The 22,834-nt window shown below is 64.2% G+C and carries 26 protein-coding genes; 10 read left to right on the top strand and 16 right to left on the bottom strand.

The window, feature by feature from the left end; all coding sequences use genetic code 11:
- Positions 1-9 precede the first annotated feature (9 nt).
- Positions 10-1,113 (top strand): NAD(P)/FAD-dependent oxidoreductase, encoded by a 1,104-nt coding sequence (locus JQ566_RS12530; RefSeq protein ID WP_212372524.1) that lies wholly within the window; start codon positions 10-12, stop codon positions 1,111-1,113.
- Positions 1,114-1,283: 170 nt separating this feature from the next.
- On the opposite strand, the gene JQ566_RS12525 is transcribed toward JQ566_RS12530, so the two are convergent.
- Entirely contained in the window at positions 1,284-1,463 is a 180-nt protein-coding gene (locus JQ566_RS12525; RefSeq protein ID WP_025034152.1) for a YdcH family protein, read from the bottom strand.
- 329 nt (positions 1,464-1,792) lie between these two features.
- Between JQ566_RS12525 and JQ566_RS12520 the strand changes: the two genes are divergently transcribed.
- The 3 genes from JQ566_RS12520 (at position 1,793) to JQ566_RS12510 (ending at position 2,620) form a co-directional block, all read left to right on the top strand.
- Positions 1,793-1,999, top strand: coding sequence for a YdcH family protein (locus JQ566_RS12520; protein WP_008546179.1), 207 nt, complete (start codon positions 1,793-1,795; stop codon positions 1,997-1,999).
- A 129-nt stretch (positions 2,000-2,128) separates the two neighbouring features.
- The gene (locus tag JQ566_RS12515) at positions 2,129-2,347 is read left to right on the top strand and encodes a hypothetical protein (RefSeq protein WP_007596256.1); all 219 of its coding nucleotides are present in this window, start codon (positions 2,129-2,131) and stop codon (positions 2,345-2,347) included.
- Positions 2,348-2,368: 21 nt separating this feature from the next.
- Entirely contained in the window at positions 2,369-2,620 is a 252-nt protein-coding gene (locus JQ566_RS12510) for a hypothetical protein (RefSeq protein ID WP_212372523.1), read from the top strand.
- A 2-nt stretch (positions 2,621-2,622) separates the two neighbouring features.
- On the opposite strand, the gene JQ566_RS12505 is transcribed toward JQ566_RS12510, so the two are convergent.
- Positions 2,623-3,348: a GGDEF domain-containing protein gene (locus JQ566_RS12505; protein WP_212372522.1), complete on the bottom strand. Its 726-nt coding sequence runs from the start codon at positions 3,346-3,348 to the stop codon at positions 2,623-2,625.
- Between the two features lie 142 nt (positions 3,349-3,490).
- Here JQ566_RS12505 and purE point away from each other — a divergent pair, with 142 nt between their 5' ends.
- On the top strand, positions 3,491-3,979 hold the full coding sequence (purE, locus tag JQ566_RS12500; protein ID WP_212372521.1) for a 5-(carboxyamino)imidazole ribonucleotide mutase: 489 nt from the start codon (positions 3,491-3,493) through the stop codon (positions 3,977-3,979).
- Positions 3,976-5,082, top strand: a complete 1,107-nt coding sequence (locus JQ566_RS12495; protein ID WP_212372520.1) for a 5-(carboxyamino)imidazole ribonucleotide synthase — start codon at positions 3,976-3,978, stop codon at positions 5,080-5,082. The genes purE and JQ566_RS12495 overlap by 4 nt, the downstream gene beginning before the upstream one ends.
- A 204-nt stretch (positions 5,083-5,286) precedes the next feature.
- Here JQ566_RS12495 and aqpZ read toward each other — a convergent pair whose 3' ends face one another.
- Positions 5,287-6,009, bottom strand: a complete 723-nt coding sequence (gene aqpZ / locus JQ566_RS12490; RefSeq protein ID WP_212372519.1) for an aquaporin Z — start codon at positions 6,007-6,009, stop codon at positions 5,287-5,289.
- 261 nt (positions 6,010-6,270) lie between these two features.
- On the opposite strand from aqpZ, the gene rpsU reads away from it, so the two are divergent.
- Together rpsU and JQ566_RS12480 are read left to right on the top strand one after the other, a co-directional pair.
- Complete coding sequence (gene rpsU, locus JQ566_RS12485) at positions 6,271-6,567, top strand: 30S ribosomal protein S21 (protein ID WP_027573137.1); 297 nt, start codon at positions 6,271-6,273, stop codon at positions 6,565-6,567.
- A gap of 222 nt (positions 6,568-6,789) precedes the next feature.
- Positions 6,790-7,440, top strand: coding sequence for a tetratricopeptide repeat protein (locus JQ566_RS12480; protein WP_212372518.1), 651 nt, complete (start codon positions 6,790-6,792; stop codon positions 7,438-7,440).
- Positions 7,441-7,455: 15 nt separating this feature from the next.
- Here the strand turns inward: JQ566_RS12480 and JQ566_RS12475 are convergent, their stop codons facing one another.
- The 13 genes from JQ566_RS12475 to JQ566_RS12415 form a co-directional block, all read right to left on the bottom strand.
- Positions 7,456-8,424 (bottom strand): hypothetical protein, encoded by a 969-nt coding sequence (locus tag JQ566_RS12475; protein ID WP_212372517.1) that lies wholly within the window; start codon positions 8,422-8,424, stop codon positions 7,456-7,458.
- Between the two features lie 91 nt (positions 8,425-8,515).
- On the bottom strand, positions 8,516-8,800 hold the full coding sequence (locus JQ566_RS12470) for a cupin domain-containing protein (protein ID WP_212372516.1): 285 nt from the start codon (positions 8,798-8,800) through the stop codon (positions 8,516-8,518).
- A 112-nt stretch (positions 8,801-8,912) separates the two neighbouring features.
- On the bottom strand, positions 8,913-10,010 hold the full coding sequence (locus tag JQ566_RS12465) for a calcium:cation antiporter (protein WP_212372515.1): 1,098 nt from the start codon (positions 10,008-10,010) through the stop codon (positions 8,913-8,915).
- A 49-nt stretch (positions 10,011-10,059) separates the two neighbouring features.
- The gene (locus JQ566_RS12460; RefSeq protein ID WP_434057814.1) at positions 10,060-11,502 is read right to left on the bottom strand and encodes a sodium:proton antiporter; all 1,443 of its coding nucleotides are present in this window, start codon (positions 11,500-11,502) and stop codon (positions 10,060-10,062) included.
- Positions 11,492-12,289, bottom strand: coding sequence for an alpha/beta hydrolase (locus JQ566_RS12455; RefSeq protein WP_212372641.1), 798 nt, complete (start codon positions 12,287-12,289; stop codon positions 11,492-11,494). Before JQ566_RS12455 ends, JQ566_RS12460 begins: the two co-directional genes overlap by 11 nt.
- A gap of 28 nt (positions 12,290-12,317) precedes the next feature.
- Positions 12,318-12,488, bottom strand: a complete 171-nt coding sequence (locus JQ566_RS12450) for a hypothetical protein (RefSeq protein ID WP_212372513.1) — start codon at positions 12,486-12,488, stop codon at positions 12,318-12,320.
- 13 nt (positions 12,489-12,501) lie between these two features.
- Positions 12,502-13,902, bottom strand: a complete 1,401-nt coding sequence (locus tag JQ566_RS12445) for an NAD(P)(+) transhydrogenase (Re/Si-specific) subunit beta (protein ID WP_212372512.1) — start codon at positions 13,900-13,902, stop codon at positions 12,502-12,504.
- A gap of 39 nt (positions 13,903-13,941) precedes the next feature.
- Positions 13,942-14,259 (bottom strand): proton-translocating transhydrogenase family protein, encoded by a 318-nt coding sequence (locus tag JQ566_RS12440; RefSeq protein ID WP_014492434.1) that lies wholly within the window; start codon positions 14,257-14,259, stop codon positions 13,942-13,944.
- A gap of 12 nt (positions 14,260-14,271) precedes the next feature.
- Positions 14,272-15,399, bottom strand: a complete 1,128-nt coding sequence (locus tag JQ566_RS12435) for a Re/Si-specific NAD(P)(+) transhydrogenase subunit alpha (protein ID WP_212372511.1) — start codon at positions 15,397-15,399, stop codon at positions 14,272-14,274.
- Between the two features lie 137 nt (positions 15,400-15,536).
- Positions 15,537-15,689, bottom strand: coding sequence for an aa3-type cytochrome c oxidase subunit IV (locus JQ566_RS12430; protein ID WP_008136857.1), 153 nt, complete (start codon positions 15,687-15,689; stop codon positions 15,537-15,539).
- A gap of 97 nt (positions 15,690-15,786) precedes the next feature.
- Positions 15,787-16,173: a type II toxin-antitoxin system death-on-curing family toxin gene (locus JQ566_RS12425; protein WP_212372510.1), complete on the bottom strand. Its 387-nt coding sequence runs from the start codon at positions 16,171-16,173 to the stop codon at positions 15,787-15,789.
- Entirely contained in the window at positions 16,170-16,436 is a 267-nt protein-coding gene (locus JQ566_RS12420; protein WP_212372509.1) for an AbrB/MazE/SpoVT family DNA-binding domain-containing protein, read from the bottom strand. The genes JQ566_RS12425 and JQ566_RS12420 overlap by 4 nt, the downstream gene beginning before the upstream one ends.
- A gap of 77 nt (positions 16,437-16,513) precedes the next feature.
- Positions 16,514-18,436: a M3 family oligoendopeptidase gene (locus JQ566_RS12415; RefSeq protein WP_212372508.1), complete on the bottom strand. Its 1,923-nt coding sequence runs from the start codon at positions 18,434-18,436 to the stop codon at positions 16,514-16,516.
- Between the two features lie 127 nt (positions 18,437-18,563).
- On the opposite strand from JQ566_RS12415, the gene JQ566_RS12410 reads away from it, so the two are divergent.
- Positions 18,564-20,060: a sigma-54-dependent transcriptional regulator gene (locus tag JQ566_RS12410; protein ID WP_212372507.1), complete on the top strand. Its 1,497-nt coding sequence runs from the start codon at positions 18,564-18,566 to the stop codon at positions 20,058-20,060.
- A gap of 350 nt (positions 20,061-20,410) precedes the next feature.
- Positions 20,411-22,624, top strand: a complete 2,214-nt coding sequence (locus JQ566_RS12405) for a L,D-transpeptidase family protein (protein WP_212372506.1) — start codon at positions 20,411-20,413, stop codon at positions 22,622-22,624.
- The last annotated feature ends 210 nt before the right edge of the window (positions 22,625-22,834 follow it).

The following is a 22,834-nucleotide window of genomic DNA, read 5'->3' as shown; positions in this document are numbered from 1 at the left end:
TGCACAGCCATGGATAGGGTCGACTGCGTCGTCATCGGAGCGGGCGTGGTCGGTCTCGCGGTGGCCCGAAAGCTCGCGCAGGCCGGGCGCGAGGTGATCGTGCTCGAGGAAGCCGAGGCCATTGGAACCATCACCTCCTCGCGCAACAGCGAGGTGATCCATGCCGGCATCTACTACCGCGCCGGGAGCTGGATGGCGCGCATGTGCGTTGCCGGCAAGCACGCGCTCTACCGCCACTGCGCCGAGCGCGGCATCCCGCACAGAAATTGCGGCAAGCTGATCGTCGCGACCAGCCCGAAGGAAACCGAGAAGCTGCAATCGATCAAGGCGCATGCCGAAGCCAACGGCGTGCTCGACATGCAGCTGCTCTCGGGCGAGGCCGCGCGCGCGCTGGAGCCGGCGCTCGCCTGCGACGCTGCGCTGCTGTCGCCGTCAACCGGCATCATCGACAGCCACGCCTACATGCTATCGTTGCGCGGCGAGGCCGAGGACGCCGGCGCCGCCTTCGCGTTTCACACCCCGCTGGTCCGCGCCAAGGCCGCGGCCGGCGTGATCGAGGTCGAGGCCGGCGGCGAGGCGCCGATGACGCTGCAATGCGACCTTCTCGTCAACGCCGCGGGGCTGTCGGCGACGAATGTGGCGCGCAACATCGACGGCATGCCGCTGGACCGGATTCCGCCGGCCTATCTCGCCAAGGGAAACTACTTCAGCTGCAACGCCAAGGCGCCGTTCTCGCGCCTGATCTATCCGGTGCCTGAACCCGGCGGGTTGGGAGTCCATCTGACCCTGGACATGGCCGGGCAGGCGCGCTTCGGGCCTGACGTCGAGTGGATCGAAACGATCAACTACGAGGTCGACCCGTCACGGGCCGAGCGCTTCTACCCGGCGATCCGCAAATACTGGCCGACGCTGCCCGATGGCGCGCTGATGCCGAGCTATTCGGGTATCCGCCCGAAGATCGTGCCGCCGGCTGTGGCCACGCAGGACTTTTTGATGCAAGGCCCGCGCGATCACGGCGTCGCAGGGCTGATCAATCTGTTTGGCATCGAATCGCCGGGATTGACGTCGTCGCTCGCGATCGCCGATCACGTCGCCGAGCTCGCAGACATCTAGAGCGTTTTCGAGCGGAGTGGATACCGGTTCGCGTCAAGACAACGCGTCCAAACAAAAAATAGCGCCGCGCAACGATCTTGCACGGCGTTCACCTTGCAGCAGGGATGGGCACGAATGCTCTCACCCCTGCGCGAAAGGATGTGATCAACTCTACACTGTTTCGGGGGTTACTAGTGGAGCGTATCGCCTTGCTTGAGACGCTCGATCTGGTCCTTGACCATCAACTTCCGGCGCTTCAACTCAACAATTTGCAGGTCGTCTGTTGAAAGGTGCACGAGAGCTTCGTGCAATTCGTTTTCGAGAAGTTTGTGCTTCCGCTCCAATTCAACAAGATGTGCCTGAATTGTCATTCGAAACCTCCTCGGTAGGGGTGAACCTCAGGATTCGATCCGGACGGCGAAGTCTACATCACCGATTCGTTCTGTCGATGGGTATCCGTCGCCGCAGCGTCATTTTTGAAAGTTCATATGTAACGAAGCGTGACTAGGGGAACCACGCGGGAAAAATCCATGATATCAATGCGCCTGCGCAACGCCGCAGCTCCTCGCAGAAATATGTTGCGGGAGATCGGCGAGCGAGGGCCGTAGATCGCTTGCGGTCACGCTGCGCAAGGACGATAATTTCCACAGGGCGTCCACAGCCCAGATTTCACGCCTATCGGTTTTCGGCCACCGCAGACATGACCAATGAAGATGAGCGTGAGCTCGAAGCCGAGCTCACCCGGTTGCAGCAGGAACACCGAGATCTCGATGCGGCGATCGATGCGTTGCATCAATCGCCCGCCCCCGACCTGTTGCGGTTACAGCGGCTGAAGAAGCGCAAGCTGTTGTTGCGCGACCGCATCGCGTTCATCGAAGACCAGATTACCCCCGACATCATCGCCTGACCGTGAGCCGGCGTTCGCCGCGGCTCGCCACGTGAATCCGCTTGACTCGAATAGAACAAAAGAGGAACATTCGCGAGCGCCCCCCACACCTCAGAGAACGCCCGAGCACGAGACACGAGGACAACGCAGATGTCGGCAACCGCCCTTCTCGACAACAGCCACTACGAACAGGCCTGCGATCAGGCGATCGCGATGTGCGACGGCAATCTGCGCAGCACCATCAAGGCGCTGATCATGGCCAACGAATATCTGGAAGCCGAGCTGGAGGAATTGCAGGCGGCGATTTCCGCCGGCTGCATTCCGGAGACCTCGCGCAGCAAGATGCGGAGCAAGAGCAGCGCCGCCTGAGTTCATCATTGGAGCAACGCCATGTCGGATGTGACCTACTACGTTGCAATGCCCTTCTTGATCGATGCCGACGGCTCGCCGGTCGCGGGAACTGCCGAGGAATGCCAGACCTCGGCCGCCGCGTTGCGGCGCGCCGAGATATTGGCGCACGGTGCCGGCCACATCGGCGCGGTCGCGTTCAGCCGCAGCGGCGATCCCATGACCGGCGAATTCGGCGACGCCAGGCTGCTGCGCAAATTCGGCAACGTGCCGGAAGATCTGGCGACGCTGTAAATTCAGCTGCTGACCAGCCTGATCCGCGGCTCGTGCCGGCGGTGCGCCTTGCGCACGTACATGGCGGCATCGGCCTCCTCCAGGGCGCGGCCTGCGTCGGAGTGGGGACCAAGCAACGCGACGCCGGCAGAGGCGCCCGCGGTCACGTGCTGGCCGCGGAAGGCGAAGGACAATTCGTCGATCGCCTGCTCCAAGGCCGCAGCCTTCGCCTTGGCATCGGTCTCGCTGAGATTCCAGAGCAGCAGCGCGAACTCGTCGCCCCCGAGCCGGCCGACCACGTCGGAGGCACGGATTTGTCGCGTCAGCGTGGCGACAATCGCCTTGAGCACCTCGTCGCCGGCGGCATGGCCGAAGGAATCGTTGATCGGCTTCAGCCGATCGACGTCGAGCACGATCAGCGCCCCGCTGGCGCGGTAGCGCTTCATATAGGCGATGGCGCGCGCGAGCTCGCGCTCGAAGCCGCGTCGGTTGGGAATCTCGAGCAGGAAATCGGTGTCGGCCGCGGCTTCCAGTTCCGCGACCCGGCGCTGCGCCTCCTTGAGCTTGGTCCGCAAGCCCCGGATCGTCGCCCTGAAATCGTCCTTGGCTCCATCGTCGCCCAATGCGGCGCGCCGCGGCGGCTTCGCCGGACGCTTGGTCAGCCGTTTGGGGGCGGCATTGGATCGGCCGGGGCTGGTCTTCCGGCCAACTTTGGCCTTCGCAGCGCTAGCCCTTTTTGGTTTCTTCATGGGCATCCTGCTCAATGAAGGCTTGCGGGGATTCACCAAGACAGGATAGTGGATTCCCTTCTCCTTGCCACCGCCTTGCGAGCCGCCGGCCGGAACCGTTAATCTGGCCTATCTTTCTGTTTTTCCGGGCACAATTGACGTCATGACCGCGCCGATCGCCATCATCATGGGAAGCCAGTCGGACTGGGACACGATGCGGCATGCCGCCGACACGCTTGACGCGCTCGGGATTGCCGCCGACAGCCGCGTCGTCTCGGCCCACCGCACTCCCGACCGGCTGTTTGCTTTCGCCAAGGGCGCCAAGGCCGCGGGTTACAAGGTCATCATCGCCGGCGCCGGTGGCGCCGCACATCTGCCCGGCATGGCGGCGGCGCTGACGGAACTCCCGGTATTCGGCGTTCCCGTCGAATCCAAGACGCTCAAGGGCGTCGATTCGCTCTATTCGATCGTCCAGATGCCCGCGGGCGTCCCGGTCGGCACCCTCGCCATCGGCAAGGCCGGCGCGATCAACGCGGCGCTGCTGGCAGCTGCCGTGCTCGCCTTGTCTGACCCCGCCCTGTCCGATCGCCTCGCCGCCTGGCGCAAGGCGCAGACCGACGCGGTTGCCGAGCGTCCGGAGGACAAGGCGTGACTGACGCAAAGCAGGTGAAGCTGAAGCCCGGCGACACCATCGGAATTCTCGGCGGCGGACAATTGGGGCGGATGCTGGCGATGGCTGCGGCGCGGCTCGGCCTGCGCTGCCAGGTGTTCTCGCCCGATCCGGATTCGCCGGCCTTCGACGTCGTGCTGAACGCGACCTGCGCCGAATATGCCGACGTCGAAGCGCTGGAGCTGTTCGCGAGCGACGTCGACGTCATCACCTACGAATTCGAGAACGTGCCGGCGGCCGCCGCGATGGTGCTGGACGCGCGCCGCCCGGTGCTGCCCAATCGCAAGATCCTCGAGACCACCCAGGACCGGCTCGCCGAGAAGGATTTCGTGACGAAGCTCGGCATCCGAACTGCAGCCTATGCTGACGTCACCTCCGTCTCCTCGCTGCGCGAGGCGATCCTGAGGATCGGCCTGCCGGCGGTGCTGAAGACCCGCCGCTTCGGTTATGACGGCAAGGGCCAGGCCATCATCCGCGAGGGCGACGACATCGCCAAGGTGTGGACCGGTCTCGCCACCAAATCGGCAATCCTGGAGGCCTTCGTGCCGTTCGAGCGCGAAATCTCGGTGATCGCCGCGCGCTCAGTCGCGGGCGATGTCGAGTGTTTCGACGTGACCGAGAACGAGCACCGCGACCACATCCTGAAAGTGTCGCGTGCGCCCGCGCCGATCCCCGACGCGCTCGCGGACGAGGCGCGCAACGTCGCGAGCAAGATTGCGACTGCGCTCGACTATGTCGGCGTCCTGGCGGTGGAGATGTTCGTGCTTGCCAACGGCACCGGACCGAAGGTGCTGGTCAACGAGATCGCCCCGCGCGTGCACAATTCCGGGCACTGGACGCTGGACGGCGCCTCCGTCTCGCAGTTCGAGCAGCACATCCGCGCCATTGCCGGCTGGCCGCTCGGCAAGCCGGTGCGCCACGGCGAGATCGTCACCATGACCAATCTGATCGGCGACGAGATCAACGACTACGACAAGTGGCTGACCGTCCCGGGCGCGACCGTGCACATCTACGGCAAGGGCGTGCCGCGCCCCGGCCGCAAGATGGGCCACATCACCGAAGTTCGGCCGCCCAAAGGCAAGTGAATCAGGGGCAAGTGAGGGGACTGCAGCAGAGGCTGCAATCCCCTTGGTAATTGGATTTTTATTTTGACGCGTTTTCTTGACGCGAACCGGTATCCACTTCGCTCTAAAGCGCGATGAGATTTGGATGAATCGTCATCGCGCTTTAGGTTGTTGTTTGCGCATGATCTTTCCGGAAAACCGCTTCGCACTTTTCCGGATCATGCCTTAAGCCGTCTTCACGCCCGCGACGACGCCGGTGGGCTCCTCGCTGAGCCAGCGATAGATCACCCCGCCCAGCGCGCCGCCGATCAGCGGTGCAATCCAGAACAGCCAGAGCTGCGACAGCGCCCAGCCACCGACGAACAGCGCGGGGCCGGTGCTGCGCGCCGGATTCACCGAGGTGTTGGTGACGGGAATGCTGACGAGATGGATCATCACCAGCGCGAGCCCGATCGCGAGCGGTGCGAAACCCGCCGGCGCGCGGCCATGGGTGGCCCCCATGATGATGAACAGGAACATCATGGTCATCACCACCTCGGTGAGGAAGCACACGATCATGCTGTACTGACCAGGCGAATGCGCGTCATAGCCGTTGGAGGCAAAGCCCTTGGCGACATCGAATCCGGGCGCCCCGCTCGCGATGACATAGAGGAGCCACGCGGCAACGATCGCGCCCGCCACCTGGGCGATCACGTAAGGCAGGACCTGGCCCGCCGGAAAACGGCCACCGGCGGCGAGACCGACCGTGACGGCCGGGTTGAGGTGACAGCCCGAGATGTGGCCGATCGCATAGGCCATGGTGACCACGCTCAGTCCGAAGGCGAAGGAGACGCCGACGAGGCCGATGCCGACCTGGGGGAAGCCAGCGGCGATAACTGCGCTTCCGCAACCCGCGAATGTGAGCCAGAAGGTGCCGATGGCTTCGGCGGCGTATTTTTTCATGTCCATTGTGGTCCCCTCATTGCAAAGATTCCGGAACAAAGCTCCGGCTGCGGCCCCGTCCACGGCGTCAAACCGCCCAAATCGGGGCCGCATGGAGGTATTTTCGCCGCATTTAATGGCCGAACTTGGCCCGAAAACCCGCTTGGCCGGTGGACATCTCCGGTTTTGTCTGATACATCCGCGCGCTCAAGGCTAAGGGCTTGCGCGTTTTGCCATCCCCTTTGATTTACCAGAATTCAAATCCGATCCACCTGAAGAGGATGCCGCGTGCAGGTTCTCGTTCGCGATAACAATGTCGATCAAGCCCTCAAGGCGCTGAAGAAGAAGATGCAGCGCGAGGGAATTTTCCGCGAGATGAAGCTCCGCGGTCATTACGAGAAGCCGTCCGAGAAGAAGGCCCGCGAAAAGGCCGAAGCCGTCCGCCGCGCGCGCAAGCTGGCCCGCAAGAAGCTGCAGCGCGAAGGCCTGCTGCCGATGAAGCCGAAGCCGGTGTTCGGCGCCGGCCCGGGCGGTGATCGCGGCGCTCGTGGCGGCGCCGGTGCAGGCCCGCGCGGCCCGCGCTGATTTGCCGAACCTGTAAGACCTCGGTTTTCGATGACGCGGGCCCTTGGCCCGCGTCATTGTTTGTGAGCGGTGCCTTTCTGGGACGGGCACTACCGATGCGGCGCTAAAGCGCGATGAGACCAGGACGGATTATCATCGCGCTTTGGTTTTGTTTGAGCATGATCTCTTCGGAAAACCGCTTCACACTTTTCCGGATCATGCTCCAGCGCGAGCGAACCGTAGATGGCCTCTCCTTTCCCCGAGCGTGGCTTGCCGCGGCTACGCCAGATCTGGCGGCAGCCGCTCGCGCTGGCCGTGATGGGGATCGCGCTCTGCGGCTGCTCCTTCGATCTCGGATCGCTACTCCCTGAGAAGGACAAGCCGCAGGAAGCGCCCAAGGCGGCCGCGCCCGCCGAGAGCGCGGTGAGCGCCGGCAACGTCACCGAAGCCCAAGCCCACGCTGCAAAGGCCCAGTCCCTCGCCAAGTCAGGCGAGACCGCGGCAGCACTCGACGAGTTCAATCGCGCGGTCGGGCTCGATCCCTACAATGCGCAGGCACTTTATGGCCGCGCCCTGATCTACCAGGGCAAGGACCAGCACGACTTCGCGATCGCCGATTTCAGCGCCGCGAGCGGGCTCAACCCGCAAAAGGCCGAGCCGCTGCTCGGCCGTGCCAGCAGCTATCTCGCGCTCGGCAAGGTCAAGGAGGCCGCAGCCGATCTCGATGAAGCCTCCGAGGCCGATCCGCACAACGCCCAGGTCTGGACCACGCGCGGACAGGCCTATGAGCGGCTGGGCGACAGGGCCAAGGCGGCGGCGTCCTACACCAAGGCCGTCGCGCTGCGCCCACGCGATGAGGCCGCCCGCAGCGGCCTCGCCCGCGTCGGCGGCTGACGGCTTGGCGCAGCCTTAGTCGGGGGTGGCGCTCTTCGGCAGAACGGCGTTGAACATCGACTTCATGCCCGACAGCATTTCGTCGGCGACATTGGTCTTCTTCGGCCGCGGCATGGAGGCGCCAGCATCGGCACGCAGATCGAGCGGTGGCGCGATGACCGGCACGGGAATGTCGGCCGGCGGCGTCACCCGATTCGGATCGTCGCTGCCGATCGAGGCCGTGTAGGGCGGATTGGAGCCAGCATTGCCATAGGCCTCGGATGAGGGCGTCGATACCGTGATCGGCGGCGGCAGCGGACGGACCGGGGTCGGCTCCGTACTAACGACCCGCGGAGCCTCCGGCGTGCGGGCGGCTTCCCGCACCACAGGCTCTGCCGGTCTCTCGGCCGGCTTGGTATCCGACGAGCGAACCTCGGCGGGCCTGGTTTCGGAAGATCTGGCCTCCGCAGCCTTGCCCTCAAGTGACTTGCCCTCAGATGACTTGCCCTCAGATGACTTGCCCTCAGGTGACTTGCGCAGGCGCTCGATCGCAGCACGCGCGAGATCGTTGGCGTCGGGGGTGGTGGCCGGGGACGCCGCGGTCGAGGCCGAATTGGCCTCCACCACGGGAGCAGAGGCAGCCGGAGCGGACTTGGCCGCGGCCTTGTCGCGCGCAGAGGGACGGCCGCGCGGGCTGGTTTCAGCGGGAGCCACGTCCGCGGCCTTGGTCTCGGCAGCCGCCTGACGATCGGCAGGCTTCTCGACCGCCGCCTTGTCCGTGACGCTCTTCTCGGAGATGCCCTTGGCCTTGACGCCGGGGGCGGGAAGGTTGGCGGTATCCGTGGGCTTGCCGTCACTGCCGGTCTGGGCAGGCGCGACCACGGCGGCTGGGGTGTCGGCCGCCGGCTTGGCGTTGATGTAATGATTAACGATGTAGGCCCCGATGATCGTCGCGAGCACCGAGGGGAAAATGTCCATCGAAATTTTTGCGAGGTATTTCAGCATTCCGACCACTCCCCGCGCGATCTGATGCGGGAACTTTAGGGCATTGTGAGGGATCAACTGCGACGGATCGATGGCAAACAGCCGCGCCAACTTAACGTTTTAGCTCGATCTCAAGGAACACGATCTCAGTTGAGGTTTCGTTAAGTACGTCATGTTGGACGCCCGCCTTGCGGAAGTAGGATTTTCCGGCGGCGAGCTGCGCCTTGGACCGCTCGCCATTGGGCGCCACGATGGTCATCTCGCCGGCGACGACTGGAACAATCACATAGTCCATCCCGTGGGTGTGGTGCCCGGTCGCGCTGCCCGGGGCGAGCCGCCATTCGGTCACCCGGACCTCTTCGTTTTCGACCTGAATCTCGGACTTGGCGGCAAGCATTGGAATTCTCCTCACAGCATGATCCGGACCCGAAGGGCCGCGCCAGCGAAAAGTGTGGAGCGGTTTTCCGGAAAGATCATGCTCAAACAATAGCCTGAAGCGCGACCGCGCTTCAGGGCACGAAGACCATGAACACGTAGACGGCAAATACCACCATATGGACCAGGCCGAACAGGACATTGGTCCTGCCCGTGCCGAAGGTCAGCATGCTCAGAAAGAAGGTCAGCAGCAAGAGTACGCTGCCCTGGGCGCTGAGGCCGAGCTCGAGCTCCTTGTCGAGCGCGTAGGTGGCGACGCCGACGGCAGGGATCGTGAGACCAATGGTCGCCAGCGACGAGCCGAGCGCAAGGTTGATGCTCTTCTGCAGGTCGTTCCTGCGGGCCGCCGCGATGGCCGCGACGCCCTCGGGCATCAGGATCAGCAGCGCGACCAGAAGGCCGGCGAAGGCCGCCGGCGCACCGATCCTGGCACCGACGGCATCGACCACCAACGAGAATTTCTTGGCGAGCAGCACGACCGCCAGCAGCGAGACCAGGAGCAGCGCCACAGTGAGCGCGAGCGCCCCCGCCGACAGGCGCACCTCCCCGCCCTCGCCTTCCGCCCGTTCATGAACGAAGTAATCCTTGTGCAGGACGGTCTGGGTGTAGAGAAAGACGCCGTACAGCGCGAGCGTGACGACGTCGACGAAGCCGAGCTGAACCGCGGAATAGACCGGGCCCGGTGTGGTGGTGGTGTAGTTCGGCAGGATCAGCGTGATGGTCGCGAGCGCGAACAGCACGCTGAGATAGACGTTGGCGCCGGAGAGCTGAAAACCCTGCTCGCGATAGCGCAGGCCGCCGATGAAGATGCAGAGGCCGACGAGGCCGTTGCAGACGATCATGACCACGGCGAACACGGTGTCGCGGGCCAGTGCCGGGGCAGGCTTGTCGCCCAGCATGATCGTGGTGATCAGCGCCACCTCGATGATGGTCACCGAGAGCGTCAGCACCAGCGTGCCATAGGGTTCGCCGACCCGCTCCGCGATCACTTCGGCATGATGAACCGCGGCGAACACCGTGCCGAACAGGATAACCAGAAGGACGATGGCGAAGACGAGCCCGCCAAACGACAGCGTGAACACATAACCCGTCGCGCCGACGGCTGCGAACAACAGCACGGCCAGCGCCGGGAATATCCAGGCCGACCGGGGCATCGGACTATGCGCGCTCATCAACCGCTTCCATTTGCTCGAGTGAGCAGTATCAAATCAGGCGCGAGATTCAATGCCAGTGCAGGATCGGCGCGACCGGCAGGAACGTCAGCAGCAGAAATAGCGGGATCAGCACGGCGCCCGCGCGCAGGAGATAGCCGAAGAAGCTCGGCATCTCGATGCCATTCTCGCTGGCAATGCTGCTCACCATGAAGTTCGGCGCGTTGCCGATATAGGTGAGCGCGCCCATGTAGACCGCCCCCATGGAGATCGAAGCGAGCGTGCCAGAGAGCTCATGCATCAGCACCTGCGGGTCGCCACCGGCGAGCTCGAAGAACAACAGATATGTCGGCGCATTGTCGAGGAATGCCGACATCAGGCCGGTGAACCAGAAATAGGCGACCTCGCGCGGTGCGCCGTTCGGCTCCGTCACGGCCGACAGCAGCCAGGCGAACGCACCGTGATGGCCGGCATTGAGCATGGCAATGACCGGGATGATGGCGACAAAGATCGCTGCGAACAGTTTGGCGACCTCGCGGATCGGCTCCCAGGTGAAGCCGTTGGCCTGCCTGTGCTCGTCGGGCGTCAGCCACACCGACAGCGCCGCGATGGCCAGCAGCACCAGATTGCGGACGACGTCCTCCAGGTCCAGCTTGGTGCCGAGAACATCGAACGCGATGCTGGGCTTCCACATCGCCGAGGCGAGCAGGCTCGCGACGATGGCCGCGATCAGCAGCAAATTGACGAGGCCGCGGATGCGGACCGGCCGCGCGGGGCCGGTGTCAGCGGGCGGCGGCTCGCTCCGGAATCGCCAGACGTCGATGGCGACGAAGATCGCGAGCAGCAGTCCGGCGACGATCACGGTCTGCAACCAGATGGTCCGCGTGGTCCAGAAGAAGTCGACGCCGTGGAGGAAGCCGACGAACAGCGGGGGATCGCCGAGCGGGCTCAGCGCGCCGCCGACATTGGCCACCAGGATGATGAAGAAGATGACGACATGGGCGTTGTGGCGCCGCAGCCGGTTGGCGCGGATCAAGGGGCGGATCAGGATCATCGCGGCACCCGTGGTGCCGACGATGCTCGCCCCGAACGTGCCGAGCGCGAGGATGCCGACATTGGTCGCCGGCGTCGCCCTGATGTCCCCTGTGATGAGGATGCCACCGGCCACGACATAGAGCGAGAACAGCAGCACGATGAAGCCAAGATATTCGGCGAGCATGGCGTGAACGAGCGCCGCCAGCGTCGCCATGCTGCCGGCGAAGACGACGAGCGAGGCGAGCGCCAGCAGCGACCAGGCCGCGGCGATCTTGCCGTAATGATGGTGCCAGAATTTTGCAAAAAGCAGCGGCCCCAGAGCGATCGACAGCAACAAGCCGGCAAAGGGCAGCGCATAGGGCCAGCGCATCGCCGAACCGTCGAGGCCGGTTGCGGCCCACGCCTGATGCGGCAACAATGTGAGGATGGCGGCGAGGGTTAGGCTCCAGAGCCGCGTGACGAGCCGTTCAGGATCCAATGAATTGCCTTGCCTTTTCGACCGCACCGAAGGCGTCGAGATTGTCATGTCCGCCACCCGCGAAGCGAACAAACTGCTTCGGTTCGTGCGCGAGCGCGAACAAACGCTCTCCGAACATGATCGAAATGGCAAGGTCATCGGTGCCATGCATCACCAACAGCGGCACCGTGACGCGCGCAATCCGTTCGTCGGAGCGAAACTGGTCGCGCATCAAAAGGCGAACCGGCACGAACCGGAATGCCAGTGCGGCGATATCGACCGTCGAGGTATAAGGCGCTTCCAGGATCAGCCTGCCGATTGGATGTTCGGATGCGAGCGCAACCGCCACGCCCGTCCCGAGCGAAAAGCCCCAGACGACGATTCGTTCCGCTCCATAGCGCGCAGTGGTGAAGGCGTAGGCGGCTGCGGCATCGCGCAGCAACCCCTGTTCGCTCGGCATCCCGCTCGAGCCGGCATAGCCGCGATAGGACAGGGCGACGAGGCCGGTGCCGTCGGCGGTCATCGCCTTGAAACGGCTGACGCGGCCGGCGAGAAAATCGCCATTGCCCGGGAAGTACAGGATCACGGGACGCCCCGGCTTCGCCGGCGCGTGCCAGACGATGACTTTCTCGCCATCCGTCGTGGTCAGGACGTGCTCTTCCGCCTCGGGAAGGCCCGCGGCATCGGGAGCTGTGCGGCCGATGGGCGGGATCGGAAACAGCATCTCGCGCTGGCGGACATACAGCACGAGGAGACCGGCGCAATAGACAGTCACGAGGACAATGGCGATCCACTTGACGATGGTCATCATGGCCCAGCCCACCCCTCGGTTGAGACTAGGGCTTGCGCCGGCTCCGCAGCAATTTCATGACATCGGGCCGGAGGTCCGGCGGAACGTCGCGGCAACCGCACGCCGCCTTGTGGGCAGCGTGCCAGGCGATTCGCTGCTCGCGCGTCGCCTTGGCCGGCATGGGATGGGAACGGTGCCATTCCTTGTTGATGGCCACGGTCCCTTCCGTCTCACATCGCCTTGACGATGTTCTCGGTGACCTTCTTGGCGTCGCCGAGCAGCATCATGGTGTTGTCGCGATAGAACAGCGGATTGTCGATGCCCGCGTAACCCGACGCCAGCGAGCGCTTGATGAACATCACGGTGCCGGCCTTCCAGACCTGCAGCACCGGCATGCCGTAGATCGGCGAGGACTTGTCCTCTTCCGCCGCCGGATTGGTGACGTCATTGGCGCCGATCACGAAGGCGATATCGGCCTGCGCGAATTCGGAGTTGATGTCCTCGAGCTCGAACACCTCGTCATAGGGCACGTTGGCTTCGGCGAGCAGCACGTTCATGTGGCCGGGCATGCGGCCCGCGACCGGGTGAATGGCGTATTTCACCTCGACGCCCTCCTTCTTCAGGATATCGGCCATCTCCCGCAGCGCGTGCTGGGCCTGCGCCACCGCCATGCCGTAGCCGGGCACGATGATGACCTTGGAGGCGTTCTTCATGATGAAGGCGGCATCGTCAGCCGAGCCGAGCTTGGCGGGCTTCTGTTCGCCCGTGCCGCCACCGCCGGCTGCGGCGGTCTCGCCGCCGAAGCCACCGAGGATGACCGAGATGAAGGACCGGTTCATCGCGTGGCACATGATGTAGGACAGGATCGCGCCCGAGGAGCCGACCAGCGCGCCGGTGATGATCAGCGCGGAATTGCCGAGCGTGAAGCCGATGCCGGCCGCGGCCCAGCCGGAGTAGGAGTTCAGCATCGAGATCACGACCGGCATGTCGGCGCCGCCGATCGGGATGATCATGAGCACGCCGAGCAGGAGCGCCAGGATGACGTTGAGCCAGAAGAACACCGGGCTGCCGGTGACGACGAGGCCGACGATGCAGGCGACCAGCGCCACCGCGAGCGCGACGTTGATCACGTGGCGGGCCGGCAGGATGATCGGCGCGCCGCTCATCCGCGCCGAGAGCTTGAGGAATGCGATCACCGAACCGGTGAAGGTCAGCGCGCCGATGGCGACGCCGAGCGACATCTCGACCAGGCTCTGGGTGTGGATATTGCCGGGCGTACCGATGTCGAAGGCCTCGGGCGCATAGAACGCGCCGGCGGCGACCAGCACCGCGGCCATGCCGACCAGCGAGTGGAACGCGGCGACCAGCTCCGGCATCGAGGTCATCGGCACGCGACGGGCGATCACCGCGCCGATCGCGGCGCCGATCGCGATGCCGACGATCACCAGCACCCAGGCGAGCCCGTCGGCCGGCGGATGGTTGGCAAGCGTGGTGGCAACCGCGATCGCCATGCCGATCATGCCGAACAAATTGCCCTGGCGCGACGAAGCCGGGCTCGACAACCCGCGCAGCGACAGGATGAACAGCACTCCCGCCACGAGATACAGAAATGCAGAGAGGTTGGCGCTCATCTCAGGTCCCCATTGATCCCATCAGCCCGAGGTGGCCGCTTACTTCGACTTCTTCTTGTACATCGCCAGCATGCGCTGGGTGACAAGGAAGCCGCCGAAGATATTGATGCAGGCAAAGATCAGCGCAACGAAGCCGAAGGCGCGCGCCCAGCCCGAACCGCTCGAAACATTGGCGACGCCGCCGGCAAGCAGCGCGCCGACCACGATCACCGAGGAGATCGCGTTGGTCACGCTCATCAGCGGCGTGTGCAGCGCCGGCGTCACCGACCACACCACGAAATAGCCGACGAAGACGGCGAGAACGAAGATCGACAGCCGGAAGATGAAGGGGTCGACGACCTGTGCGGCATGCTCCATGGCGATCTCTCCTTACGCTTTCGGCTGGAAGTTCGGGTGAATGACGGCACCGTCCTTGGTCAGCGCCGTGGCCTTGACCAGCTCGTCGTCCCAGTTCACGGCGAGCTTCTTCTCTTTCTTGTCGACCATGGTCTCGATGAAGGAGAACAGATTGCGCGCATAGAGGCTGGAGGCCGAGGCCGCGACGCGGCCGGCGACGTTGGTGTAGCCGACGATCTTGATGCCATCGAGGTCGACGACCTCGCCGGGCTTGGCACCCTCGACATTGCCGCCGCGCTCGACGGCGAGGTCGACCAGCACCGAGCCGGGCTTCATCGACTTGACCATCTCGGCACTGACGAGCTTCGGCGCCGGGCGGCCCGGAATCAGTGCGGTGGTGATGACGATGTCCTGCTTCTTGATGTGCTCGGCGGTGAGCGCGGCCTGCTTGGCCTGATACTCTTTCGACATTTCCTTGGCGTAGCCGCCGGCGGTCTGCGCGTTCTTGAACTCCTCGTCCTCGACAGCGAGGAACTTCGCGCCAAGCGATTCCACCTGCTCCTTGGTGGCGGGACGCACGTCGGTCGCGGTCACGACGGCACCGAGACGGCGCGCGGTCGCGATCGCCTGGAGGCCGGCGACGCCGACGCCCATCACGAACACCTTGGCGGCAGGCACGGTGCCGGCGGCCGTCATCATCATCGGAAAGGCGCGGCCGAAGGCCTCGGCGCCCTCGATCACGGCGCGGTAGCCGGCGAGGTTGGCCTGCGAGGACAGCACGTCCATCACCTGCGCGCGGGTGATGCGCGGCATCAGTTCCATCGCGAAAGCGGCGACGCCGGCATCGGCGATCGCCTTCAGCGCGGTCTCGTTGCCATAGGGATCCATGATGGCGATGACCAGCGCGCCGCGCTTGTACTGCGCGAGCTCGGACGCCTCGGGGCGTTTCACCTTGATGATAATGTCCGCGTCCTTGAGCGCGTCAGTGCTGACGGTGGCGCCCACGGCGGTGAATTCGGAATCCGGCAGGCCCGACTTGATGCCGGCGCCCGGCTCGACGGCGATTTCGGCGCCCAGCGCCTTGAATTTCTTCACCGTATCAGGCGAAGCGGCGACACGCGGCTCCGACGGATCGATTTCCTTGGCAACGGCAATCTTCATAGGCCCTCCGGCGGCGCGGGAAAAAGCGCGCACGCGAACTTAGCGTCACTCCCGCAACGTTGGATACCGGTTTTGGCACCGGCTTGAATGCAAATTTTATGAGCACCGACGACGCTGGCGGTGCATCAGGCGATGGATCAGGTGAGGAAGATCGCCATCAGGATCACGATGAGCGCGACCGAGGCCGTGCCGTACTTCACCAGCTTGATGAAGCCCTCGTAGGTCTGCTCGTGGGCAACGTAGTCGTTGCCGTCGGCAGTGGTGTACGCCACTTCGCTATGGTCAGCCATGGATTGTCCCCAGTCGAAAGCCGAATTCTCGGGCTGGGATACCGCAAAGCTTTGGACAGGGCAACGGCACCGAGGCGGGGTTTTCCCGCAAATCGGGTCATTTGGAATCCCAATTGTCGCGGATCCAGCGCGTAAGGCTCTCCTCGCTGACTTCGCCGGCGGCGAGAGAGAGGATGATGGCTGCCGCCTCTGCTTCGGGCACGACGAAGTCGACTCCGTTGACACCAAGGAAAGTGTACAGCGCCAGCAGAGACGTGCGTTTGTTGCCGTCGACTAACGGATGGTTGCGCGCAATGCCGAAGGCGTACGCTGCCGCCAATTCAGCAAGATCTGCGTTCTCGTAAGACCATTTGTTTCTGGGCCGATCAAGCGCGGATTCGAGCATGCCTTCGTCCCGAAGGCCGCTTGCACCACCATGGATCGCGAGTTGCTCGTCGTGGATCGCAATGATGATCCGACGCGTCAGCCAGAACGGCTCGCTCATTTGGCAAGCTTGGCGAGGGCGTTGTGATAACGCTTCATTCCTCGCCGCGCGATTTCCATCGCTTTCTCGAAGTCGGGATCATGCGGCGTCAACAAGACGCCACCGTCCGATTGCTCGACCGGAAACAGCTTGTCGCCCTCTTTGAGATTCAGGCGAGCTGCGAGCTCCTTCGGCAGGATAACGCCAATGGAATTGCCGATCTTACGCACCTGAAGCACGGTAGAATCGCTCTTCAGGTCCTTAGGGTCCGCATTCTCGTTCATGGCCGCACCTCGTTATACATCTGTATAACATTCAGCACGCGGACGTTCAACAAATGTTTTACGGGCCGCCGCCCACCTCACCCCATCGCCTCGAGCTCATCGATCATCCCCGCGATGACCGAGAGCCCACCGTCCCAAAACTTCGGGTCCTTGGCATCTAACCCGAACGGCCGCAGCAGCTCGGAATAGTGCTTGGTGCCGCCGGCGGCGAGCATGTCGAGATAGCGCTCGGCAAAGCCTTCGGCCGCATTCTCGTAGACGGCGTAGAGCGAGTTCACGAGGCAGTCGCCGAACGCATAGGCGTAGACGTAGAACGGCGAGTGGATGAAGTGCGGGATGTACATCCAGTAGTTTTCGTAGCCCGCCTTGATCTCGATCGCCGGCCCCAGGCTCTCGCCCTGCACCGACAGCCAGATCTCGCCGAGCCGGGTCGCGGTGAGCTCGCCGTTCTTGCGCTCGGTGTGGACCGCGCGCTCGAAGGAATAGAACGCGATCTGCCGCACCACGGTGTTGATCATGTCCTCGACCTTGCCGGCGAGCAGCGCCTGGCGCTGCTTTGCGTTCTTGGTCTGGGCAAGGAGACGCTTGAAGGTGAGCATCTCGCCGAACACGCTCGCGGTCTCCGCCAGCGTCAGTGGCGTCGGCGCCATCAGCGCGCCGTTCCTGGCCGCCAGCACCTGATGGACGCCATGCCCGAGCTCATGCGCGAGCGTCATCACGTCGCGCGGCTTGCCTTGGTAGTTCATCAGCACGTAGGGGTGCGCCGACGGCGTGGTCGGATGCGAGAACGCCCCCGGCACCTTGCCCGGCCGCACCGGCGCGTCGATCCAGCGGTCGGTGAAGAAGCGCTCGGCGATATCGGCCATCTTGGGCGAGAAGCCGCGATAGGCGGTCAGCACCATGTTGCGCGCATCGGGCCAGCCGATGACGTCAGTCGCAGCGAACGGCAGCGGCGCATTGCGATCCCAATAAGCCAGCCGCTTCTTGCCGAACCACTTCGCCTTCAGCGCGTAATAGCGATGCGACAGCTTCGGATAGGCGGCGCGGACCGAGGCGACCAGCGCGTCCACCACCTCGCGCTCGACGCGGTTGTTCAGATGGCGGGAATCCGCGACGTCCTTGAAGCCGCGCCAGCGGTCGGAGATGTCCTTGTCCTTGGCGAGCGTGTTGGTGATCAGCGCAAAGGTGCGCTCATTGGCCTTGAAGGTTTTCGCCAGCGCCTCCGCCGCGCTCTTGCGCTTTGAGCCGTCACGATCCTGCAGCAGATTGAGCGTCGGCTCGATCGCGAGCTCCTTAGGCCCGACCTTGAAGCGCAGGCCCGAGATGGTCTGATCGAACAGCCGGTTGAAGGCGGAATAGCCGGTCTGCGCCTTCTCCAGGAAGAGCTGCTCGAGCTTGTCGTCGAGCTGGTACGGCTTCTCCTTGCGCAGATCCTCGATCCACGGACGATAGTGCGCGAGCTCGGTGGCCTGCATCGCGCGGTTCAAAATATCGTCATCGATACGGTTGAGCTCGAGCGCAAAGAACAACAGATGCGTGGATGCCGCCGTCAGGCGTTCGGACACATCGCCGTAAAACTTTGAAATCGCAGGGTCCACGCTGTCGCCGGCATGGACGAGGCCGGCATAGGAGCCGAGACGGCCGGCGAGATCGTCGATCGCCTCATAGCGTCGCACCGCCTCGGCGAGCCACTTTCCGCCATCTTCGTTTGCTGTCCCTGTCGCCAGCTTGCCCTTGTAGTCCGTCTCGAAGGCGACGCAGTCGGCATCCAACTTTTCGAGATCGCGCGCCACTTCCGGCGCGTCGATCCCGGAATAGAGATCGGCCAGGTTCCACTCCGGAAGCTTGCCGGTCTTGCTCGCAGGCTTTGCGAGCGAAGGCTTTGCGGGCGACGGCTTGGAGGGTTTTGCCTTGGCGGCAGATTTCTTGACGATGGATGTCTTGGTGGCTGGCTTGCGGAGAGCAGACTTCGTGGCAGCGGTCTTGGAGCGCGAATTCATTGTGTGGGAAACCTGTGTTCAACAATCGCGGCGGCGGGCGGGGGCATCAAGGTTTAAGCGTGTGTTAATCGGCTTCGGCCAGAGTGCCCCGATTCGAGACAGATAGTAGTAGCGTGCGGGGAACACCATGGCTGCCAGTATTTTGATCGCCGACGACGACGCTGTAGCCCGCCGGCTGGTCGAGAACATGGTGCAGAAATGCGGCTATGAGACGATCGTCGTGGACTCCGGCGATGCCGCAATCGCCACCCTCACCGCCCCCGATGCACCGGCCATCGACGCCGTCATCCTCGATCTCGTGATGCCCGGCCTCGACGGCATGGGCGTATTGGCCAAAATCCGCGAAGCGGGCCTCAGCCTCCCCGTCATCGTGCAGACCGCCCATGGCGGCATCGACAACGTGATCTCGGCGATGCGCGCGGGCGCGGCCGATTTCGTCGTCAAGCCGGTCGGCGTGGAGCGGCTGCAGGTCTCCTTGCGCAACGCGCTCAACACGTCCGCGCTCAAGGGCGAATTGCAGCGTATCCGTCACAGCCGCGAAGGCCGGCTGACCTTCTCGGACATCATCACGCGCGCTGAGGCCATGACGGGCGTGATGCGAGCCGCACAGAAGGCGGCAAACTCCTCGATCCCCGTGCTGATCGAGGGCGAGTCCGGCGTCGGCAAGGAGATGTTCGCGCGCGCCATCCATGGCAGCGGCGAGCGCAAGGCAAAACCGTTCGTCGCGGTCAATTGCGGCGCGATTCCCGACAATCTCGTCGAGTCCATCCTGTTCGGCCACGAGAAGGGCGCCTTCACCGGCGCGACCGAGCGGCACATGGGCAAGTTCGTCGAGGCCCATGGCGGCACGCTGTTTCTGGATGAGGTCAGCGAGCTGCCGCTGACCGCGCAGGTGAAGCTGCTGCGCGCGCTCCAGGAAGGTGCCGTGGAGGCAGTCGGCGGCCGCAAGCCGGTCAAGGTCGACGTCCGCATCGTCTCGGCCACCAATCGCAAGCTGCTGGAGCGGGTGAAGCAAGGACATTTCAGGGAAGACCTGTTCTATCGCCTGCACGTGCTGCCGCTGACGATCCCTTCGCTGCGGGCCCGGCGTGAGGATATCCCGCATCTGCTCAGGCATTTCCTGGCACGCTTTGCCGCCGAGGAGAACCGCTCGATCACCGGCATCAGCGGCGAGGCGATGGCGCAGCTTGCCCAGCTCGACTGGCCCGGCAACATCCGCCAGCTCGAGAACGCGGTCTACCGCGCCGTGGTGATGAGCGACGGCGACCAGCTCGGCCTTGGCGATTTCCCCCTGCTCGCTTCGCAGCCGCATCCCCTCACGGATATTCCAACCGCCCCGCTGATGCTCGAGCCGGCGGCGACGCCTTCTGTGATATCGGGTAATGAAATACCAATCGCTCCGCTCCCCGTCGTGGGAACTCTCGCCATGCTCACCGCGACCGGGGATGTGCGATCGCTGGAAGACATGGAGAACGAGATCATCCGCTTCGCGATCTCGCACTATCGCGGCCAGATGTCCGAAGTGGCTCGCCGCCTCAGAATCGGCCGGTCAACGCTCTACCGCAAACTCGACGAGGCAGGGGTTCCCGGACATGGCGGCAAAAGCGGTGAGGAGACGCACTGAGCCGACTTACGAACGGGGGGTCGCGCGGCGGTGCGAGACGACCGTAAGCCGTTCGCACGACGACAGAATTCGACTGCGATTTGAACCGTGACCCGGAAGTGACAGACAGAGGGAAAAGCGCGTGGCAGAAGCGCACAATCCGTTGCCAAGAGGCTCCCTTGAAGTCAGTTTGTCGTGAGTTGTCCCGGGTGGCGCTGGCTGCAAAATCGGGGCCTGTATATCGTCTGCGTAGGAATCGTTGCGTGCAGGCGTGCAACTTTCGAGAGGCCGGCGCGGTTTAGCCGAAACTCACCAATAGGCGATAACGAAGCTGTTCCACGAGGGACAGCTCACCCGAGGGGTGCGACACAATGCGTGACTGTTTGAACCACCGTGCGGGCTTTGACCGTGTCTTGATGACGGTCGCGGCGACCTTCCTCACGGTGTCGGCCAGCTCGGCCCTGGCGCAGGATCAGGCGCGCAGCAGCGCCGCAGAGCTCGCGATCGAAGCTGCGATCCCGCGCCCCGAGCCGGCAAACGTCCCGCCCCCGACTGCAGCCGACATCAAGCTCGACACCACCGCCGCGGTGCAGGATCCCGCCAAGGAGACTGCGAGGGAGTCGATTAAGGCGGATGCCGCGCCTGCGCCGGACAAGGTCGAGACCAAGCCGTCCGACGTCGCCACAACGCCCGCGCCTGAAGCGCCGAAGAGCGAGACGGCCAAATCCGAACCTGCAAAGACCGAGCCCGCCAAGACCGAACCTAGCAAGTCTGACACCGCAACCGTCACGCCGGCCGCTCCCACGGCACCTGCTGCTGCAGCTGCTCCCGCCGCCGAGCCGGTGAAGGCCGCGAGCAACGTGCCCGCCGCCGACCAGCCGGTCGCGGACAAGCTCAAGGACATCATCGGCGCCAAGACCTTGCGCCATTTCGACCGCAAGAACGAGCGCGCAGCGATCGAGAAGTTTTACGGTGCGCGCGATTTCGCGCCGGTCTGGACGCAAGGCGGCAGCCTGACCACTTCGGCCAAGGGCGTGATCGCGCGGCTGAAGGACGCGGCGTCCGACGGCCTCAATCCCGCCGACTATCCGGTGCCGGACTTCGCCGCCGCCACGACGCCCGATGCGCTGGCGGATGCCGAGCTCAAGCTCACCGCCAGCATGTTCGACTATGCGCGCCACGCCCAGAGCGGCCGCATGCATTGGTCGCAGGTCAGCGGCGACATTCTCTATCCCGAACATCCGGTCGACCCCAACGAGGTGCTCGCCAAGGTCACGACCGCGGCGGACGCCTCCGCAGCGCTCGACAGCTACAACCCGCCGCACAAGCTCTACAAGGAGCTGAAGGCCAAGCTCGCCGAGCTGCGCGGCCAGGGCAACGGCCCGGTGATCGAGATCGCCGACGGCCAGGCGCTGAAATACACCCCCGCCGGCAAGAAGCAGGCCGAGATCGTCGTGGAGGATCCGCGCGTGCCGCAGCTCCGCGCCAAGCTCGGCATCACCGAGAACCCGGGCGACACCCGCTATGACGCTGTGGTCGCCGACGCCGTGCGAAAATTCCAGAGCAGCGTCGAAATGAAGGCGACCGGCATCCTCGATGACAAGACGGTCAAGGCGCTCAACACACCGAAGCGCGACAAGCAGATCGACACCGTGCTGGTGAACATGGAGCGCTGGCGCTGGCTGCCGCGCGATCTCGGCGCGCCTTCGCTGGGGGATGCCTATGTCATCCTCAACATTCCCGACTTCACGTTGAAGGTGATGCAGCGCGGCCAGCAGGTCTGGACCACCCGCGTCGTGACCGGCAAGCCGGGAACGCATGCGACCCCGCTGCTCAGCGAGACGATGAAATACATCACGGTCAATCCGACCTGGAACGTGCCGCCGTCGATCGTCTACAACGAATACCTGCCGGCGCTGCAGCAGGACCCGACCGTGCTTCAGCGCATGGGCCTCAAGCTCGAACAGAACCGCGACGGCTCGGTGCACATCTCGCAGCCGCCCGGCGAAGCGAACGCGCTCGGCCGCGTCCGCTTCAACTTCCCGAACAAGTTTCTGGTCTATCAGCACGACACGCCGGACAAGCATTTGTTCGGCCGCGACGAGCGCGCCTTCAGCCATGGCTGCATGCGCGTGCAAAATCCGGATCAGTATGCGTCCGTGCTGCTCAACATCACCATGCCGAACGAGAGGTACACGCCTGAGCGCGTACGCAGCATGTACGGCAAGAGCGAGATCGATCTGAAATTCCCGACCCCGATCCCGGTCAACATCACCTATCAGACCGCGTTCGTGGACGACGCCGGCAAGCTGCAGTTCCGCAAGGACGTCTATGGCCGCGACGCGGTCATGATCAACATCCTGAAGAACAACCGCGGCAAGGACCTCGAGGCTGTCGTCGCCCATTCCCAGCCGAGCTATTCGCGCCCGGCGACGACGCTGCCGGCAGGGGTCGCGGTGGCCAACAATGGCGGGGGCTTCGGCTCGTCTGGGCCAAACTTCTTCGAGCGGCTGTTCGGAGCGCCGGCCCCGGCCCAGCCGCCGGCGCCGATCGGCCGTCGTCCGCAGCGGGTGTTTACCCGCTGAGGCCGGCTCAGCGCCTGGCTCACAAGAATTCTGCAATGAAATCAGCGGCCCCGTCCTCTGGATGGGGCCGCTTAACGTTAACCATGCGCCAACCTGCGCTCGGGCGGCGGGCGTTTTTTTGCCACAGTCAACCGCTTAGGATCGTACTCTGACTTGGTTTGGGGGCGGGAAGGTCAACGTCGAATTAACCTTCTCGCTTTAAGAAAGCGT

The organism is Bradyrhizobium sp. SZCCT0231 (genome assembly GCF_018130245.1).
Classification (GTDB): Bacteria; Pseudomonadota; Alphaproteobacteria; order Rhizobiales; family Xanthobacteraceae; genus Bradyrhizobium; species Bradyrhizobium japonicum_F.
The sequence above is the reverse complement of the archived record's forward strand: the minus strand, read 5'-3'. Positions and strand labels throughout refer to the sequence as shown.